This window comes from Syntrophorhabdaceae bacterium (assembly GCA_028713955.1).
In the GTDB taxonomy this organism is placed as follows: domain Bacteria; phylum Desulfobacterota; class Syntrophorhabdia; order Syntrophorhabdales; family Syntrophorhabdaceae; genus UBA5609.
Genome location: JAQTNJ010000006.1, coordinates 23,785 through 42,835, shown reverse-complemented (window position 1 = coordinate 42,835; position 19,051 = coordinate 23,785). Strand labels below are relative to the sequence as shown.

The following is a 19,051-nucleotide window of genomic DNA, read 5'->3' as shown; positions in this document are numbered from 1 at the left end:
TGCTCTGATATCTGATTTCCTGAGTTCTGCTGTCATTGAATCTTTATCTTTCATTTGCTTTCTCCTTCCCGCCCTTAGAGTCTAAACTATTGGGTAGAAAGTGTCTCACTTATATTGGCACAGAGGGTGATTTCCACTGTGAGCGGCGGCTATTCTTTGCTCAGGTAGTAAATTGTCATCCCACGGCATTGCTATTCCTACTCAAGTTGGAATTAGTCTTCTGTAATCGTTACTTTCTTGTTTACCTTCCTCTAACGTTATTACTCTCTTTTTCTAACAGCTTTCAAGCTGTTTTCGGTCGATAATCTCTCCTATCAATACACTGGTCGTATGCGGTTCGATTTATCTTTACCCAGTCTGTTTTATCAATCCCCCGTTTATTCTTAGATGCAGGGCTGTATGGAAAGGCGCATATGACCTTAATCCATCTGTCAGTTTCGGCTGCTATCCGTTTAACTTCATCCACGGCTTCCGTTAAGTCCTGATCCTGACTAAATATTACGCATATGTCATAGAGATTTTTCCGAGCCAGTCTCACAACGTCAAGTGCCAGTCTAACGTCTACGCCCTTTTCCTGGCCAACAAGAAATGTATAGGGAGACCTGTCCGATAGGCGCACCGTCTGGTTTCGGTATCTTAATGGCCTGGAATATACCTTTACCCCTGTACGTCCCATTTGCGCGAGCTTAGCAGCCCAGAAATGATTCCAAAATGCGTCATCTTGGGGATCCGGGACGCCGGTGTAAAAGTAGACATCATGTAAGGTGCAGTTTAATTGATTACAAACGGCTTTTGACAAGAGAAGCGGGTCATAATTTGGAAAAGAATAACCAAATGCCTCTTTGACAGCATAAAAAAGATTTTGGCCATCAATAAACGAAATAGTTCGAAGAACACTTGGTTGTAACGGCATCATCCCCCCTAAAATAAATAACCCCGCTCGAGTCCTTTCGGCGTGTCGAACGGGGAGCAGATACTTAATTCAAACTTAGTGATATTATAGTCCCTCATATTTGCCGAGTCAATAGAAATTTTTCTCACGAATTTCCCCCATAAGGATTTGCGGGTTCATGAACTTTCATAGGCTGGGTTAAAGCATTTACCGAAAGCGTGTAATGGGCTACTTTAACGACCTCGTGCCATTCAAGTCGTGCCGGGTCTTTTATTGGCTCCTGGAGCTTTGGTTCATTCTTGCAGTCAGTGACAACATAGAGCCAATAGCAGTCCCTGCGGTCTTCGGCAACGCGGCGCTCATTTGGTGTAAGCAAAACGCTTCCCGTCGAACCCCCGATTCCTTTGACCTCAATCAGGCGGAGCTCACCGGAATTGATGTCGAGGCTTGTTATATCATAGCCGAGGTTCTTCTCGTGGACATCAAAGACCTGGCGGCCAAGGTTACCCTCATGTTCCATCACTACACGCATTGCCGTCGCCTCTGTCTCAGGGTCGGGTCTCAGGCTGCGTACATCAGGAGCTTCCTTCTGCGGATGAGAAAGAATGACGATGCTCGTGATCCTCTCTAATGCCTGAAGCGTGAGGGATCGCTGGCGCTGTAATTCATCCCGACGTTTTTCTCTCCTTGCCAGGAGCCTGGCGTGCCGCTCCTCCGCCATTGCAAAACGGCCTTCAGCTCCCTGGGCTTTCCGTTCGATCTCCATGGCTGCATTGCCGATCTCTTCATCCGCCTTTTGGATGAGCTCTGTGAGAGAAATCTCTATATGCTCTGCTATTCTGTCGATCTCGGCAACCCGCTCGTTGCGCACCTCTTCAAGGAAGGGCGTGAACGCGTTCTCATTCACCCAGTCATAGACCTCCGGGAACGCTGCAACGGGGGGTACGGTCTCTGTGACCTTTGCAGGGATCAGATTCCCAAGCATATCAGGCCCCCTCAAGATGGGTTCCCTGTTCTCTCCGATCTCAACGGCGAATAATCGTTCGTGGATCGCCTGACCAAGACCATCGACCACTCGGGCACGGTAAAAATCGATCCTTGCGGGTTCGTCATGCTGGAGAGAATAGAAGCACGCACCTGCGTTGATCGATTCCATTGCTGTCTCGCCGGCATGATGCCGCAGCGCCTCGAACAGGGGATGTCCGGGGGTGATCCATTCGAGGTTGTGTTCTTCTGCAATAGTCCGGTCCGTTGAGCATTTAGGATATTTGTTTGCAAGTGATGGGAGCTTCCAGTCTTCCCTGCCCTCATACTGTTTAAGGGTATGGGGTGTCCTGCCGGGCTCAAAGGTATGGGGCAGACGCGGGACCTCTTTAATACTCAGGTGAGCGTGTTTTGCGGCCTCTTTCATGAAACGAGCGATGGTCTCCGGCACAACGCGCCTCTCCTGGGCCTTCGCGCGCCTTTCGATGAGCATCGCGAGGTTCAGCTTCTTTGTGGCAAGCCCCTCAAGGGCGTTCCTGCATATCTCACGGAACTGCTGTTCGTTCACATTCTTCAATAGCCGTTCCTCGAGGTCGGCATCGCCAAGCTGTCCCGCATAGTATTCACGGAGAACCCCTTCGATCCGGGCGGAGGGAAGTATCTCGCCCACAACATTAAAGACTGCATCATCGTCAAGGGCGTCGCGAATCTCCTGTAGCTTTTCGAGAAGGCGCTGAAGGACCCTCCCCTCGATGGTATTCGTCGCCACAAAATTGAAGATGAGGCAGTTCTTCCGTTGCCCGTACCTGTGTATACGGCCCATCCGCTGCTCAAGGCGGTTCGGGTTCCAGGGTATGTCGTAATTAAAAAGGATGTTGCAGCACTGAAGGTTTATGCCTTCGCCTGCCGCCTCTGTAGCAACAAGCACCTGTATGTCGCCATCTTTGAACTGCTGCTCCACGAAGAGGCGCGTGCCGGGGTCGTTGCGCGATCCAGATTTCATCCCGCCGTGGATGAACCCTACACGGAATCCAAGAGAGGTAATACAGTTTACGAGATATTCAAGCGTATCCTTGAATTCCGTGAAGATCAGGAGCCTCTTCTCTTTGTCGTCATAAAACCCTTCGCTCTGAAGAAGGTCCTTTAGTCTGGACAGCTTTGACTCTGTACCTGATTCCTCTACCTCTTTTGCCTGTCGCGCAAGGGCTTTCAGCTCGTCGATCTCTTCCCTGACCTGTTCCTCGTTGCCAGCGAGCGTTATCGCCTCAAGGATCTGCTCGAGACGGTCCCGTTCCGCCTCCTCCATTTCCTCAAGTTCTTCTTCGGTGGGAAGATCCGGAGGTGCTTGTTTGATCAACTCCTGCGCCCTTTTCAGACCTTCTTCGAGGCGACGTATGCGGTTCTCAAGGGAGTGCCTCATTGCATAGGTGCTTGAGGCAAGCCGTCTCTGGTAGAGGGACATGAGAAAACCGATCGCACGGGCCCTGGGGTCTTCTCCTCTTGCGGCGGCCTTTGCGCTCTGTTGCTTTACGAAACGGGTGATGTCGCGGTAAAGATCGAACTCCAATCCGTCTATCGCAAAATCCACCGTGTGAGGGATACGCTTCGTAAATATCTTCTCTGCGATCCATGAGCCGTCCGGTTGAGGCTCCGGAAAATATACCATTGCCTCTTTTGTACGCCGGAGATAAAACGGGGCACGGCGGCGCTCCATTGCTTCGCGGATCGATCTCACGTCGGCATAGGCATCTTCGTCAAGGAGCTGAAGGAAAAGGCTGAAGTTAATGGGGTCGCCTTTGTGCGGCGTGGCGGTAAGCAAGAGGATGTGGTCAGAGGTATCACGGAGCAGTTCCCCTAAGCGGTATCGCGCGGTTTTATGGGTCTCATCTGATGCCGACATGCGGTGCGCCTCATCGACGATCGCAAGGTCCCAGGGCACCTGACGGAGGCCGGGCAGTATCTCTGTCCTCTTCGCGAGATCAAGGGAGGTTATAACGCGTTTCTGTTCCATCCACTGGTTCATGCCGAACTGGTCCCGGATGTCCTGTCCCCTCATGACGACAAATTGTTCATCAAACTTCTCTTTCAGCTCTCTTTGCCATTGGAAGGCAAGATTCGCAGGACAGACGATGATGATCCTCTCGGCAAGGCCCCTCAGCTTCAGCTCACGGATAAGAAGCCCGGCCATGATGGTCTTGCCTGCTCCTGCATCATCGGCGAGGAGGAAACGGACGCGGGCAAGTTTGAGAAGGAAATCGTAGACTGCTTCGAGCTGGTGCGGAAGGGGGTCAACCCTGGAGATCGAAAGCCCGAAGTATGGATCAAACTCATAGGCGATGCCAAGGGAATATGCCTGGAGGCCAAGACGAAGCAACTCCCCATCACCATCGTACGTAAAACCCTGCTGGATAATCGTGATCGATGCAAGCTCGTTCTCCGTAAGGGTAACCCTCCTGAAACGTTCCGAGTCTTTCCCGACAAGCCCGAGCGTCCATCTGCCGGAACCGTCACAAGAGACCGTCTCGATCCGCATTTGTTCATTGAAAAACGGACCTACAATTATTTGTCCCACTGAAAGGGCTCTATCGTCCTTCATGATCTCTTTTCTCGCTTGCAAGTGAGTTGCTTAATAATCATCCATCGTTCCAGTTTTTCTTCATACGTTAATCGAGTGTTGGCTGAACTTGTGGATGGCAAACGATGATATTGAAGGTTTTCACATCTTTCGCAATGCTTATCGAATAACGTTTGAGATTTTTTTCCGTTAAAAATAATTGATTTTATGTTTGGGCCTTTTTTGTACAATACTTTGCAGTTGTTTGGGATCGCATTTTTAATTTTAGAATCAGTACTGCCCTCTCTGTCACAAGATTTCAGTATGTCCCAAAGTGCTATACAATGTTTTTTAATAAATTTAATTCTGTTTTCGTAGCGGTCTTCTATTTTCTTTCCGAATACATCGTAAAGAATCTTCCAAAATTGATTCCTGGGATTTGCGTAATACTGTCCTTTTTGTAACGCAATTTCACTAGGCATGGTGCCAAGTATCAATATTTTAGCATTCCCAGCGATGATAGGCTTTAAAGATTTTATTTTACTTGGTATGCGAATTGTTCTCCGTTGCAAGTAGTCATTCCTTTACCAAAGCGGCTCATGTCTTATAGCAACTGCAAAAATAATGAGAAACTCAAAAAATGCAATAAATCCATTAAACCCTACTAAAAATCAGCGAAGAGTTAATCGGTTCATCTGGTTTTTCCGGTCTGTCTGGTCACAACAAAAGAGACAAGAGAAACTCAATGAACCAGAGGAACCGTTTTAACCCCTTAAAACCATTCTATATCTATGAAATGAAAAATACAAATAATTTTTTCAGCTTACAGCGGTCAGCAATGATCAAAAGCTATTATACCAAGCAGGACTGACAACAGGGTGTCAGACATGGCAACGGCCGTTCAACGTTCTATGTTCAACGTTCAAAGTTGGCACCGGAGAAACTAAAGGCGGGAGGACCGAGGAGCGGGGTACGAGGCAAAAGGGGCAAGGAGATAAAAATAGTAGGAACTTTTATCCGGCTTTTATAAAGTCGCGTGGTCTCAATATTCTCAATGCAAAGGGCAGGTCCCTTATGTCGAGGAGATCTTTGTCGCCGGTTATGAGAATATCCGCCTTTGCCGCATAGCAGCAATCGAGAACCATATTATCTGCCGGGTCTCTACAAATGACGAACTTCTTCTGCGGGGCAATGAGCTTCGCTTTTGTTACAAGGGCCGCGATCCCTGCAATCAACGCCTTGAACCCAAGTTGATCGATTTTTCCTTTACGAAATAATTCGAGGGGTGTATCGCGATACTCCCGAAGAAGTGCGGGCGATAAATATATATCTGCTTCTGAAAATGCCTTTTTTATTGCCTGTTCCGGGACCCCCCCTGAAAATAAATGCAGAGATTAAGATGCTGGTATCGATGACTACCCTATTTCTTCTTTGCGTATGCCTTTCTCCTCACTATTTTTACCGCATTATCAATATCCCTGATTGTTAACCTTGATCTTTTGAATGCCTCTCCTGCAACCTTGAAAGCTGCGTCAAGTCTATCCTCGGGAGAAAGGATTGACAGGATATAATCTTCAGGGTCAATCTTTTTGGCGACACCTTTGATTTTTTATCACCCCTTAAGGTCTATCTGTAGTTATTCTACATCAAAATATCTTTTTTGCTATATTGGATTTTAACTCCACGACAAGAAAAATACAATCTTTTTAGGAAACGGCAAGCAGGGAAGACTGACAACAGGGTGGCAGAGGAACGAGGGATAAACCGGCTCATGGCAGAACACTCGTAAGGCGTGAGGCGTTAGAGGAAAAAAGCTAAGCTTTCCAAGGGCACGCGTCCACGTCATGGACACGTTCTCAATACGTGTCCAGCAAACTGTATTTTATCGACATGTTATTTTCTCGTGTCGATGATATCGACATGTTATCGCGACGGCAAACTATACAGCGCCGTATTTAAGTAGAGGATTTCTTTGCCTAACACCTCACCGCCGCCCTCCGGAAGTAATACCAATAAGTAATATACGTAGAGACATAAATCCCGTCCGGAGGTGCCTGCCGTGAAGAACGTCATATCAAGAACAGCCATTGTTTTGCCCCTTGTCCTCTTCTGCCTTGCTCCCTGCCTCAGCAATGCCGGCTTCGTCGATGACTGGATCACCCAGAAGACGGAGACCGACGCGGGCTACTTCGAGGGCCAGAAGAGAGGGTACTACACGGGAGGGTCTTTTTCAGCGCGCTGGCCCGTGCAGAACGACTACCCTGTCACCTTCGAGCCTCCCAGGCTGAAGTTCGGCTGCGGAGGCATAGACGCCTTCATGGGGGGCTTCAGCTTCCTCAACTTCGAGTACCTCGTCCAGAAGCTCCAGAGGATAATGACCGCGGCCCCCGCCGCCGCCTTCGACATGGCGCTGAACACGCTGTGCCCCCAGTGCTCGAACACCATAAAGAGCCTTGAAGAGATCGCCAACGCCTTGAACTCGATCCAGCTTAACGACTGCCAGGCCGGGAAAACAATCGCCGCCAAGATCTTAAGCGGCGTCTCCACCGACCCGAGCATAAAGGCCGAGGCCGACAAAGGATACAACATCCTCAAGGGCCTCCATGACCTGCCCCACAAGGTAAGCGAGATATGGACGTCCACGAACAACCAGCCGATAACGCCGACGGCAAGCATGATAGCGGAATGCCCATCCGAGCTTCTCAGGCTCGCGGACCCGGCAAAAAGCATACTCCAGATAGCCGCGGAGGGCAGCAACCTCACCGGCGACACGATAGCGATGCTCAGGGGCATGTTCGGGGACGCGATCTACACCGTCACGAACGGGGACGGCAACTGGAAGTCCATTCCCCCCTGCGAGCAGAACGACCTCTCCTCACTGAACCAGCTTTACACGGGCAACGTCTACAAAAGGACGGACCCCCACGGGGAGTGCAGTCTGATAACCGATGAGAAAAGGAATATCTTCCAGTGGGCGGGCGCCATGGTGGAGGGCATAGCGAACAAGATAGAGGCGAAGGGCGCCCTGACCGCCGGCGAAGAAGAATTCATACGCCACCTCCCTGCCCCCGTCTACAGCACGCTGAAAACCGCCATCGTGACAAACCAGCTTGGCTCGGCATACACGGAACTGAAGGATATCTCCGCACGCGGGTACGCGTACCAGATATTCTCCGACATAACAGGCAGGGTCGCGGGCCTTTTCCGCAGGGTAAAGGTGATAGTGGACAGGCAGGGCGGCAAGGAACTGTCGGGATGCAAACCCGACCTGCTTACCGTCGCAGCCGATGCGTTTTCCCAAAGGGGGATGGAGTACATGTTCAGGTACGCTGCGCTGCTCAAGAGCGACTACAGCAGGGCGCTCAGCGAGAATGTGACGATCAAGGAGATGGGGAGGTTCCATGAAAACTTCGAGAAGATCGCCTACAGGAAGCTCTCGGGTGCGTTTTCTCCGGGAATCGCAAGGAAGGCGCTGGGGAAATAGGGAGATCATCGCGGTCAGAGGGAAGATATGAATGACAGAAGCATAAAGCGAAAAAGCTTAAAGCAGGAAAGCATAGAGCATAAAAGCATAAGGCGGAGAAGCGTTATCAACAGGAAGGGCATCCTGAAGGCCATCCTGATCGCAGCCGTCCTGGCGGTATCCCTCTTCTCGCTGCCCCTGCCGGCAGACGCCTCCGAACAGGAATACTACGTGTACAACGGGTTCGATGCGGTCCTCGGCGCGTTCCAGAAGGTGGCGCTCATATTCGGGGACAACGGGTACAAGACCCTGTTCTTCTCGGTGGTGGTGCTGGGCATCCTCTTCGGCGGCATAGCCGCCATGGCGAGGGCCGCAGGCGGCACGAGGTATTCCCCCTTCGCCTGGGCCTTGCCCGTAGGCATAGGGGTTGTCATATTCCTCGCCCTTATAGTGCCGAAAGGGACGATACACCTCTATGACCCCGTGAAGAACCGGTACCAGGCGGTAGGCGGCGTCCCGGAAGGGATCGTGGTCCTCTCGGGGATCCTCAACAAGGTGGAGAGGGGGCTTGTGGACATCGTCTCCACGGCGGGGGACCCCATGAGCTACCAGGACCATGCGGGGGGCATAGGGTTCGACATGTTCTACAACCTGGGGACGCGCGGCGTTGCGCTCGCCAACAGGAACCTCACGAACAACCTCAAAAACTACATACACGACTGCGTGTTTTTTGAACGCCAGAGGCCAGGGACGGCCCTCACCGTCAACGACATCATGAACAATACGGACTACCTGCCGCTGTTTGAACAGGCCCAGAACCCGTCCATATTCACGGTCTACCACTCCGATGCCGCGCCGGAAGGCCAGACCGTCTCCTGCACGGCGGCATGGACGGCCATATCAGCGGAACTGAACCAGCAGGCGACCTTTGAGAACGCCACCAAAGCGGCGTGTGCGAACATCGGGTTCGACCCCACGATCCCCTCGGAATACACCCGCTGCCAAGAGATAATGACAAACACCGCAAGCTACCTCTGGGGGGCGGCCTACGACGTAACCAGCATCGAGAGGCAGGTCGCGATCACCGAGGCCATCAACGACGTCGTGATATCCGCAAGCCCCGACACCGTGGCGGGCCTCATTGCGTCGAGGGACACGGGCACGTCGTGGCTTGCGGGCGGCATGATGGCCAACGAATACGTTCCCATCCTGAGGGCTGTGCTCACCGCGGTGATGCTCGGGCTCATACCCTTTTACGTCCTTCTGGTCCCCACCCCTATCGGGAACAAGGTATTGACCCTCGTCGCGGGGAGCTTCGTCTGGCTCACCTCGTGGGGAGTCACCGACGCGGTGGTGCACCAGTTCGCCGTGGACTATGCGAAAAAGGCTTACTACGAGGTCGCGAACAACAACCTCGGCATGATGGCGGTGAACGGCTTCGCAACCGCCTCGATGAAGACGCTCGCGGTCTTCGCCGGCATGAGGTGGTCGGGGCTTATGCTTGCGACTATCCTGACGGGCATGATTATACGGTTCGGCGGCCACGCCCTGGCTATGATGGCGGGGCATGTCACGGGCGGGGTATCGGCTGCCGCGTCCGGTGCGGGGGCCGTCGCCGTGAAACCTGAGGCAGGGGCGCAGACGCTGAACGCCCTGGAGACGTCCCAGGCGTCGTTTGCCAATGCAGGCAGCTTCGGCTACCGGCTGAGGTCGGGAATAGCCGCATCGGCCCGCAAGGGATACACGCAAAGGGATGCAGGACTGGTGGGGGAGCACGGTTTCGGGGGATTCCAGAAGATGACCGCCGAAACGGGCCGGTTCGGGATGGAAAGGAACTATTCCTCGATACAAGCGCTGGGCGGAGTGGAGAACGCCTCCCATGTGGGAAGAATGGAAGGCGTGCAGACCCTGGGGAATATCGAACGCACCGTGGGCGCAGCAGGCCAGGCCGGAGGAATTGATAAATTCATTACCATGATGGGGTCGAGGGGCGCCTCCGATGCGGCCGAATTCCTGAAAACCGCGAAGGCGGTGGGAAAAGAGCACGGATACGACACAGACACGCCTGAGGGTCTGACTAAGGCCGCGGTGAAGACCGCCGAGACGAGGGCGGACCTGTCTGCGGGCAGTCTTGTCACCGAGATGCGCAACATGGGGCTTTCAGGACAGGCGAACATGCTGGAGTATTCCGTTGCGAAGAAAATGGGGGAGATGAACGAGATCGGCCCTCTTGCCGATTCGGGTGGCGTAAGGAAGATGCTCGGCAGGTCCGGCATAAAGGGCTCGGGGATCGACGACGGATGGCTGGTATCGCTGAGACGCGATGGCGCCGGGAACATCGTTCAGTACACAGCGAGGTCGCAGGACGGGAAGACGCTTGAGAAATTCGATGGCGGAGTGATCACCTCTAAAACCGCCGTTGATTCAAAAGCAGGCACGTTTGATCTGGAACAGACGGCAAGCAAGGAGGGCAACATCATTGACACCCGTATGCGCGGACTCGTGAAGGAAGGGACGGTCCTCGGCGCGTCTTCAGGTGGGAAGCTGGTCGCCGGCAAGGGTACACAGGTGGAAACCCACGGCGGGCAGATAACGTTCACCGGCGACATGCGGCAGGGCAACAGGACCTTCTATGGAAGGGTGCAGGGAAACCTTCCTGAACAGATAGACCGCGACAACTCCGCCAGGATCATGGATACGATGGCGGAGAAAGGCTCGGGGATCATCTTTACGAACATCGAGAGGGGAACAAGCAGGCAGGATGGAACATTTGTAAAAGAAGGGGTACAGAAGACAACCTATAACGAACATACGGAGACAGGCATATTCAAGGATACAGACCCCAAGACAGGAAAGGAGACACTGTTCTATGGGGTGCGCCACATCAATCCGTCCACAGGCAAGGTGATAGCATCCCAGGCGTCGAACATCCACGACAAGCGCGTGTATACCTCCTACACGGATGAAAACGGCAACAGGCAGTACGGTGTCATGCACTCGGAAGGAAGCGGAGATCATCGCGGCCACGTGTACAGCTTCAAGGCGCTGAGCACCCAGGATATACAGAAAGGCAACTACGCTTCGAGAATGACCCTCTCCCCGCACGGGGAGGTGCTCCATACGGAAGGGAAGTCCGGGCAGGACTTTGCGCATTTCCACAGGACAAAATTCCTTCATGACTCCGAGGCGAGGATGACCTACTCGCAGGGGCTGGCTCTGATAGAAGACGAAAAAGACTTGAGTAACATTGCTGACTGGAAAAGGGCGACGCTATATGGCGCGGAAGGAGCAGATAAACTCATAGGAACAGCAGGGAAGGCAATAGGGGCGACAAGGGCCTTGAAAAACCAGTATCCCGCCCTGCAAAAACTTGACCGCACGCTGTATCAGCGCTCCGATATCCCGTCCGGTGCCGGACCGGCGCCTCTCTTCAAGGGCAAGGGCGGCGGCGGTACACCGCCAGGTGGCGATGCCCCTTCGCCTCCGGCTGCTCCCAGCGGGGTAATCACTTCTCAGGGGACAAGAGGATCTGCGTCGAACATGCCGGCGGGACAGCCGGATTATGTGACCAGGCGATCCGGCTGGCTGAATAACGATAAACCAATGGGCAACCAGCCAATGGGCAACAAACCTTCAGGGAACCAGCCATTAGGCGATAAACCCTCTGGCCCTATGCCTTCCGGCACACAGCCTTCCGTCACACAGCCGTTAGGCAATTCTCCGTTAGGAAGCGGTATTCCCGCAGGAAGCGGCGTAAGAGGCGGATCTCCGTCAGGAGGTAGTATTCCCGCAGGCAGCGGCCCAAACGTAAACAAACCACTTGCACCCGCAGACGGCAAGCCCGGCGCTGTCCGCTCGGGGATACTGCCTGAGACGGGACACAAGCCCGCAACGGGCGTACCTGGTACTGACCGGAACATGAATCTCCTTATGACATCGTCCCTGGCAGCGGGCCAAATGCACGTTCCTTTTACAGGAACAGGAAGCAAAGCAGGTAGCGAAGCAGGAAGCGAAGCAGGAAGCAAAGCAGGTAGCGAAGCAGGTAACAAAGCAGGTAACGAAGCAGGTAACGAAGCAGGTAACGGCAATGCCGATACAGCATCCGGTGCGACTCCTGCGGACAAATCCGTTCTTACGGACAAATCCGTCCCTGCGGACAAACCTGCGGGTAGATCTGTGGACAAGACAGATAAGGTAAACAATCATGCAGATAAAGTAAAAGACCTGTCGCCTGACAGTTATGCGGATAAGCCCGTGAGACCGGTTGTCCGTGAAGCATCCCTCATGCAGGAGGGGCCTGCGCAGGCACAAGCAGAAGAGCCTGTAATAACACCTGCATGGGGAGACAGCAAGGCCAGTACGACGCAAGAGCCTTTTATGCAGGTCGAAGCAAACACCATAACAGCAGCCAAGCCGCAGGATGAACAGGAGCAGCCTGAGCCAACTGATACTACCCATGCAAAACCATTGAACGGAAAACCAGGTATGCAGGAAAGCCATGTTGCGGGTGTATCAGTCGGCAGTGACTATGTTGCAGGCAATGTTCCTCTTGTCGGGGAACCCTTGCGGGAAGAACCCTTATGGGAAAGACCCGTAGAGGAAAGACCTGAAATAGAAATGCCTAGCGACAGGGGCAATGTTCCAAACGATGAACCTGATATCCAGCAGGAAGAACCTGTGGCGGAAGCACCAAACGACAAGACCGGTATTCCTCATAGAGAACCATCGGCAGAGAAACCGATTATCAGGCAGAAGGAACAGAAAGACTCCGACCTGGAAGGATCAGTTAAAAGCTCACCCTTGCAGGAGGTTATACATACGGCACAGGAAAACCCCGTAGCAGCGATACCAAACAACAGGAACAATCTCCCTGATGAAAGACCTAACACCCCGGCAAAGGAAAGAATCACACAACAGGAACCGGTGAAAGAACCAGTGAAGGAAGCTCCACAAAGAAAATCGGCGGTAGCAGCCCAACCGCAAAGCGAACAGAAGCAGCCAACGCAGGCCGTTCATACCACAGGCACGCAAAAAGATATGCCAGCGCAGCAAAAAGACTCATCAGCTTTTCAGAGAGATCCCCAAAGGGCGGGTACGGGTTCCCTTAAAACAGGTCCGGCGGCATCAAGGGGAACAGCCCCTCCGCACATCACATATGTTCCACAGGAAACACGTGGAAGCAGTTCCTCAACGGGCGGCTCCCCCTACCCTGAATACAGCGAGGACTCGCTCTATGTCCGTGGGACATCGCATCAGGACAAAAAAGGTGAACCACGGGATGGGCAGGATCAGCCGGCGCCGGCAGAATACGGAACAGGCGGGGTAAAGACCGTAAAGCCTGGTCCGACAGGATAACTGAATGCAAACGACTGATACGAAAAAACGCTCAAAGGAGGCGAACATGACATACGCGTTGAAAGCCCTTTTTGTCAAGGGCGGGTTGATCTGTATGGTGGACAAAAACTACGCCGACTGGCTTGAAAACATCACACCGGATGACACGCTCGTTAACCTGGCGGACGACGGGCTCGCCGTGATAATAGAAAACCGGGAAAAGCCTGAGAACAACATAATCATCCCGCTGCCTGATGAATTGCTCGACTATTTGATAGACAACAGAGAATTGACAGTATACACGTTCAGCGAAAATTATATTGAAAAACCAGCCAGCAGGACGTTTGAAATCTCCAGGGATCTCCTGTTGGAAGGAAGAGCCATATACAGATACAATAAAATTCAGCAGCGCCAGGAGGGCAGCCGGCAGCAGCCGCTGGAAACCTCGCGCCCGGAGGAGAAACTCTCCTGACAAGTTTCTGAAGTTAACTCTTTTTGCCGTGCCAGACGTTGATGTCGAACTCATTAAACACCGGGTTGAACATCATGTTGTTCAGCATCTTATCGTCTGTCTTGACGTCTTCAGTAGCCTCATTGGGCAGAACATCGCACACCCAGTTCATCACAAGCCCTACGACGAAGACCGTGGGGAGGGCCAACGCAGAACCAATCCCCACATAAGGCTCAGTTTCTTTGGTCAAGAAACCGTTGATAGTCCAGATGTGGCTTACAGCATTCGCCACGAGAAATCCCAATGCTATGAACGGGATCGCAATTATGCTCCAGTACAGAGCAGGCTGGCGATACCAGGGCCTCGGGATGCGGTTCATTATCCCGCACGCCCTCGCCACTATCTTCATATTCCTGTCCGCAGTGACCAGGGTGGTGTCGATACCCTGTCTTTTCATCCACGTGGCAGTGCCTATGACCATGTTGTCCCCTGCGCTGTTAAGCACCTGAAGACGGTCCATCTGCCTATCGGTTGCGATTGCAACGTTCTTTCCGTATTTTTCAAGGTAGCGCGACACCAACCGCGCTCTCGCCGCGACATCCTGTCTCTCGTTGTTCTTCAAACCGTCAAGCTCGGTCATTACGATGCGGGGAAGAATGATTCTGTGTCTTTTTACAACTCTGAGCACCTGGGGGTATTCCATGAGCGCCGACGTGTCGAATACATACGCCTTCTTGCTGCCAAATACCTTGCTGCCAAACGCCATTCCTGCCTCCTTTTTATTTATGGTCTTGCGGCCTTCAAAGCTGCTTGCCGCATTCCGGCCGTTTGTTTGATTGTTCTGTTTCCCTGCTTGACTGTTTTGAGCTTTATGGTCTGCCATCCCTATAATTTATATTACCATATTTTGTAACTTTTTTCAACCGGCCACAGGACATGTTATCCGGGTGATTTACTACTAAATAGTTTATCCCTTGTGACCAATTTGTTTACTCTTGAGTTGGGTCTGAAGATTTTCTCTGAAGATCTTTAAAGATTCTTTTTGAAGGGGAAAAATTAATACCCTTAAAGAACCGAATCAAAAAAGGAGGTCTGCGATGCGTACACAACTCAAGGAAGGAGAAAAGCTCATCATAGAGGTCAGAAAACACTGGATTGTCCTCTCGAAACCCTTTATCGCAACGGCCTGTATGATCTTTGTCTTGCAGAACCTGAGCAAATACAATCTGCTCGGACTGAAAGAGACCCTGCACAAGGTGGGTCTCTGCGGCATAATAATCTGCGCCCTGTATCTCATCTACGTCTGGCTGGACAGGAAATACGACATCTGGGCGGTAACCAACCAGAGGGTCATAGACGAATCGGGGGTCGTAACCCACAAGGCAAAGGAAAGCCCCCTTGAGAAGATCAACAACATCGACGTCGTGCAGACCTTGTCAGGCAGGCTCATGGGATATGGGAGGGTCCAGATACAGACCGCCGCACTTGAAGGGGAGTCCTGGATAGACTTCGTGGAAAAACCGGAAGCCTTGCGTGATGCCATCATCAGGGAGAGGGAAAACCTGAAGGTGCAGCCGGCGCAGGCGGAGGGTCACAGGACCGGGGCCGACACCGCCGGAGAGGTCAGGGAAACCAGGGAGTGTCCGTTCTGCGCGGAGATCATCCTGAAGAAGGCAAGGATATGCCGGTTCTGCGGGAGGGAAATCCCTGAAGGGAAGACTCCCGTCATCATTGAGACACTGCAAGAAAAAACACTGCAAGAAGAAAAACCGCAAGAAGAAACACCGTTCAGTGAAGCCCATGATGAAGCGCCCTTAGGGGAGCCACCCGCAGCGGACGCTCCGGCATACCGTAACCCTCATTCGTGGAAACAAAAAGCAGCCAGGGGGTAACCCATGTACGAAGCAGGCGCCAAGCGCGGGATTGTCCTTATAAGTAATCAGCGGTAGAAAAAATCGAAGGAGGTAATTATGAAAGCAGGAATGGCTGCGGATACATCACACACACTGTTTGTCTATGGCACGTTGAGGAAGGGTCAGGCAAACCATGGCCTTCTGAAAGATGCCCGTTTCCTCGGCAATGCGAAGACTCGGGAAAAGTACGGTCTGTATGTGCTGCCGCACGGCGTACCATACGCGACGTACAACGGAACACAGCTTGTTGCAGTGTCAGGAGAGGTATATAGCGTCGATAAAGTTACTCTGGAGGCGGTGGATCACTTTGAAGGTCATCCGTATGTCTATATGCGCCGGGAAGTCCCTGTCGTCCTCGAATACGGAAGCACGGAATACGGAATCTCGGAATGCGGAAGCGCGGAATGCGGAATCGCGAAGAACGCATGGATGTACTTTCTCCCCCTTGCCGTTCACGGGATTGCAAGACCCGTCCCTTCAGGGGACTTCTGCCGGCCGTGAACATCACAAAAAAACTGAGTCTCATTAGATGGGGGGCATAAAGCCCCCCTTTCCTTGCTCTTTGGCTTCCTTGCTCTTTGGCTTCCTTAATTCAAACCATATATGAGGAATCCCCTGGCGTTTGCGGTCTGAGGTTCAACGACTACGTTCGCCCCTGCTGCTTTGCCTATATAGGACGCGCCTCCGCCTCCGAGGATAATCCTCTCCACCCTGTACCCATTCCTTTCCACGGTGGACATATACTTATCTAGGACAGTCATGATCCTACCCGTGAAGAAGTCGTCAAGTATGCTTTGTGTGTCAATGACCCGTTTCTCCCCCATGTGCGTTATGCTGCCGTCCTTCAGGAGATGTTCCACCAGACCGTCCCTGTCGGGGGAAAGGAAGATGAAGTATTTCCTGGTGTAGGCATCCCTTACCATATCGTAGAGTTCACTGACACCATGCGGATAGGACTTTGACATGTCGCCTCTGTACTTGCCCTCAGCGAAGAGCACGACGTCCATTGTGTGGTAGCCGATGTCCACAACAACTGTTGTTGTTTCGATTTCCTCCGGTGATCCGTTCTCGCTCAGATATGCAAAAAGTATCCCTGCGCCCTGAGGAACAAATTGCACCTCGGAAGGAACGGAAATTCTTCTGCCGTCTTCGCACCTGATATCCAGTTGCCGTATGCTGTTCTTGAGAAGCTGCACCCTTTCCCCGCTGAATACCTGCGGGGGGAGACCAAGCACAATGGTCTTTATATCAGCCTCTACCTCTACCTTCGACAGGCAATGACCGATAATCGCAAAATACTCGTCGGTGCCCACGAAGCTGGGTCCTACCCTTGAGCTTGTTACGGTTTCATACCCTACAAGATAAGGTCTGTCATTCACCCGGATAATCTCAAAGGTCTCGTTGAACGACCTCGCGGGTATGTATCTGCTCACCACTGAAGGGAAGACGTGAACGTTGCTTTTGATCCAGTTGCGGTACACCATCTTTGTGTACCCGTACCCTATGTCGATGCCTGCTACCATCTTTTTGCCTCCTTAAATAGATTTTTTAAAAGCGACCGCTGCCGATGCCCCGTTCCGGGGTTTTTCTTCTTTTACAGATGCTACACTCATCCGCTCCTGGAGGAGCTTCAGCGCCTCGATGCAGTACCCGCCCCTCAGTGCTTTCGGAACGGCTTCAAGAAATTCAATAAGCCCGCTGTGGTGACGCGCGTCGAGCGTAAACCGGTATGCCTTCCTGTTTTTTCCGGCCCCGCCTTTTGGGCCGCCTCCTTTTTTGTCCTTTGTCATATTCTTCATTGCCTGTTTCCCTCCTGAAAAGAGTATTTTAAAACCATCCTTCACAAACCCTGCCCTTACATGGGGCGTTTTTACCCCTAAATAGGGCTTTTTTGCCCTTTAAGAGCATCCTTGCAGGTCGATTCGCGCCTTTTTCACTAAACAGGTATTACTTCCTTGACAAGGCAAAACAAAAATAGTCAACAAAATGCAAATAATGTTAAGTTGGGGCAGTATAACGCGTGACACATGTAATTTTACGTGCAAAGAAACGATACATACAGGCACGGAAAGTCAAGTAAGGGCTTTAGCGCCTGACACATGGAAGAGCAGAAACAAGTAAAAAAAACGTTTTTCAGCATGTTTCCCCATAGATCCCCACGATCTCCCCTGGTTTCCCCACACAATCCCTGGGAAAAGGGAAAACGGCCAGTGCGCTTGGTATGCGTTATCACGCGGAAACGGATGCTTTTTGCCCTGCGGACACCCCTGCCCTTCGCTCTTTCTGTCCTTCATGGGCAATTTAAGAAAATATTGGCGCGGCTGTTGCAGCCCCGGACTCCCAAAGAGAAGGGGGCCGCTTTCTGGTCGCGGTGACTCAAGGAGTCTACAGCCGCGAAAAGGCTTGCCGGGCTCTCATTGTTTTACCCCGCAGATGGGCTTTACCGGACGGGCAACCCCGTAGTCCGGGGATACCAAAAAGGAGGCTCTGCCATAGGTATTGCCTCCGGGGAAAAAAGATCATGCCATATAGAAAGGGTATTTATTTGCTCTACCGGTAGAATGGCGGGTTCCTCCATACGGAAAGTGACACGCCTGAAAAATCTGCGCGTCACTCCCTCAATCTTCAGAAAAAGATGGTAATACTATAGTAGAGACAGTCTTAGTAGATCGACGAATTTATTGTTCCACACCCGACATGCAGTGGTTCCTGTAAGGCAGGGTAGTGCCTCCTATCCAGCGTCATTACAGGGATTTACAAGGCCCTGCATGTCTTGGATGCCCAGTCCCGGCATCCCTGCTAACATTCCTCGGTCCACGGTGGAATGTCTTATTTCAGAGGCAGTGGAGGTAAAGCTCACCTGACGAGTTCGTGGCGCAACTAACGACAGAGATTCACCCCGATGCAGTGCCATAGCTGTGCCCATACGCCGGTGAAGGGAAAAAAATCACCCGTCATGAGGTCATTCCCCCTATCCGGCATGAGGCCCCTTGCGGGCTTGATAACCTGAGGTTTGCCTTTGAGGTTTTACCTTTGAGGTTTGCCCTTGGGGTTTGCACGGGATCTCCGTGACACGTCCGTCGTGGAAGATCCTGATGGAATGCGGCGGTGAAAGCTTTTGGAGTCCGACGCTGCTGGACAAGGTAAAAGCTGAACCGGCGCTGAAGCAGTGGTACTGATAAATCTGCGAAGCTAAGAAGCCCGGAACGAGCTTCATGAAATGAACGCCAGTTCATGCAATGAGCTTCGTGGAGGGCGCCATAGCGAGCATGGCCATGAGGATTTGTCTTCAATGGGACGCACCTGCCAGTCAGTGATGTTCTTATCGGCCCTTAGCGTATCTATGAAATCAACAGTAACGAAAGCGGCGTCCCTGCTCTCGCTCTTATTTAAAAAGGCAAGGAACCTGCTTATCTATAAGGCGAGATAGGGTATGTGGTTCTCAGGGGCAAGCCTGTTA

The 19,051-nt window shown here is 52.3% G+C and carries 12 protein-coding genes; 5 read left to right on the top strand and 7 right to left on the bottom strand.

The window, feature by feature from the left end; all coding sequences use genetic code 11:
• Positions 1-283: 283 nt before the first annotated feature.
• From PHU49_01350 to PHU49_01335, 4 genes are all read right to left on the bottom strand, one after another.
• Positions 284-916 (bottom strand): NYN domain-containing protein, encoded by a 633-nt coding sequence (locus tag PHU49_01350; GenBank protein MDD5242637.1) that lies wholly within the window; start codon positions 914-916, stop codon positions 284-286.
• Between the two features lie 121 nt (positions 917-1,037).
• Positions 1,038-4,472: a helicase-related protein gene (locus tag PHU49_01345; GenBank protein MDD5242636.1), complete on the bottom strand. Its 3,435-nt coding sequence runs from the start codon at positions 4,470-4,472 to the stop codon at positions 1,038-1,040.
• Positions 4,469-5,002, bottom strand: coding sequence for a DNA-deoxyinosine glycosylase (locus PHU49_01340; protein ID MDD5242635.1), 534 nt, complete (start codon positions 5,000-5,002; stop codon positions 4,469-4,471). Before PHU49_01340 ends, PHU49_01345 begins: the two co-directional genes overlap by 4 nt.
• Positions 5,003-5,443: 441 nt before the next feature.
• Positions 5,444-5,758: a putative toxin-antitoxin system toxin component, PIN family gene (locus tag PHU49_01335; protein MDD5242634.1), complete on the bottom strand. Its 315-nt coding sequence runs from the start codon at positions 5,756-5,758 to the stop codon at positions 5,444-5,446.
• A gap of 731 nt (positions 5,759-6,489) precedes the next feature.
• Between PHU49_01335 and PHU49_01330 the strand changes: the two genes are divergently transcribed.
• From PHU49_01330 to PHU49_01320, 3 genes are read left to right on the top strand one after another with little or no spacing between them, the layout of a single operon-like run.
• Positions 6,490-7,914, top strand: coding sequence for a conjugal transfer protein TraH (locus PHU49_01330; protein ID MDD5242633.1), 1,425 nt, complete (start codon positions 6,490-6,492; stop codon positions 7,912-7,914).
• A 27-nt stretch (positions 7,915-7,941) separates the two neighbouring features.
• Positions 7,942-13,248, top strand: coding sequence for a conjugal transfer protein TraG N-terminal domain-containing protein (locus PHU49_01325; GenBank protein ID MDD5242632.1), 5,307 nt, complete (start codon positions 7,942-7,944; stop codon positions 13,246-13,248).
• Between the two features lie 46 nt (positions 13,249-13,294).
• Positions 13,295-13,699, top strand: coding sequence for a hypothetical protein (locus PHU49_01320; GenBank protein MDD5242631.1), 405 nt, complete (start codon positions 13,295-13,297; stop codon positions 13,697-13,699).
• Positions 13,700-13,712: 13 nt separating this feature from the next.
• On the opposite strand, the gene PHU49_01315 is transcribed toward PHU49_01320, so the two are convergent.
• Positions 13,713-14,561: a PIN domain-containing protein gene (locus tag PHU49_01315; protein ID MDD5242630.1), complete on the bottom strand. Its 849-nt coding sequence runs from the start codon at positions 14,559-14,561 to the stop codon at positions 13,713-13,715.
• Positions 14,562-14,775: 214 nt separating this feature from the next.
• Between PHU49_01315 and PHU49_01310 the strand changes: the two genes are divergently transcribed.
• Entirely contained in the window at positions 14,776-15,570 is a 795-nt protein-coding gene (locus PHU49_01310; protein MDD5242629.1) for a PH domain-containing protein, read from the top strand.
• Between the two features lie 78 nt (positions 15,571-15,648).
• Complete coding sequence (locus tag PHU49_01305) at positions 15,649-16,092, top strand: gamma-glutamylcyclotransferase (protein MDD5242628.1); 444 nt, start codon at positions 15,649-15,651, stop codon at positions 16,090-16,092.
• Positions 16,093-16,178: 86 nt separating this feature from the next.
• On the opposite strand, the gene PHU49_01300 is transcribed toward PHU49_01305, so the two are convergent.
• Positions 16,179-17,114 carry a ParM/StbA family protein gene (locus tag PHU49_01300; protein ID MDD5242627.1) on the bottom strand — a complete coding sequence of 312 codons (936 nt, stop codon included), beginning with the start codon at positions 17,112-17,114 and terminating at the stop codon, positions 16,179-16,181.
• 12 nt (positions 17,115-17,126) lie between these two features.
• A complete protein-coding gene (locus tag PHU49_01295) occupies positions 17,127-17,390 on the bottom strand; it encodes a hypothetical protein (GenBank protein MDD5242626.1) in 264 nt (87 codons plus the stop codon).
• Between the last annotated feature and the right edge of the window lie 1,661 nt (positions 17,391-19,051).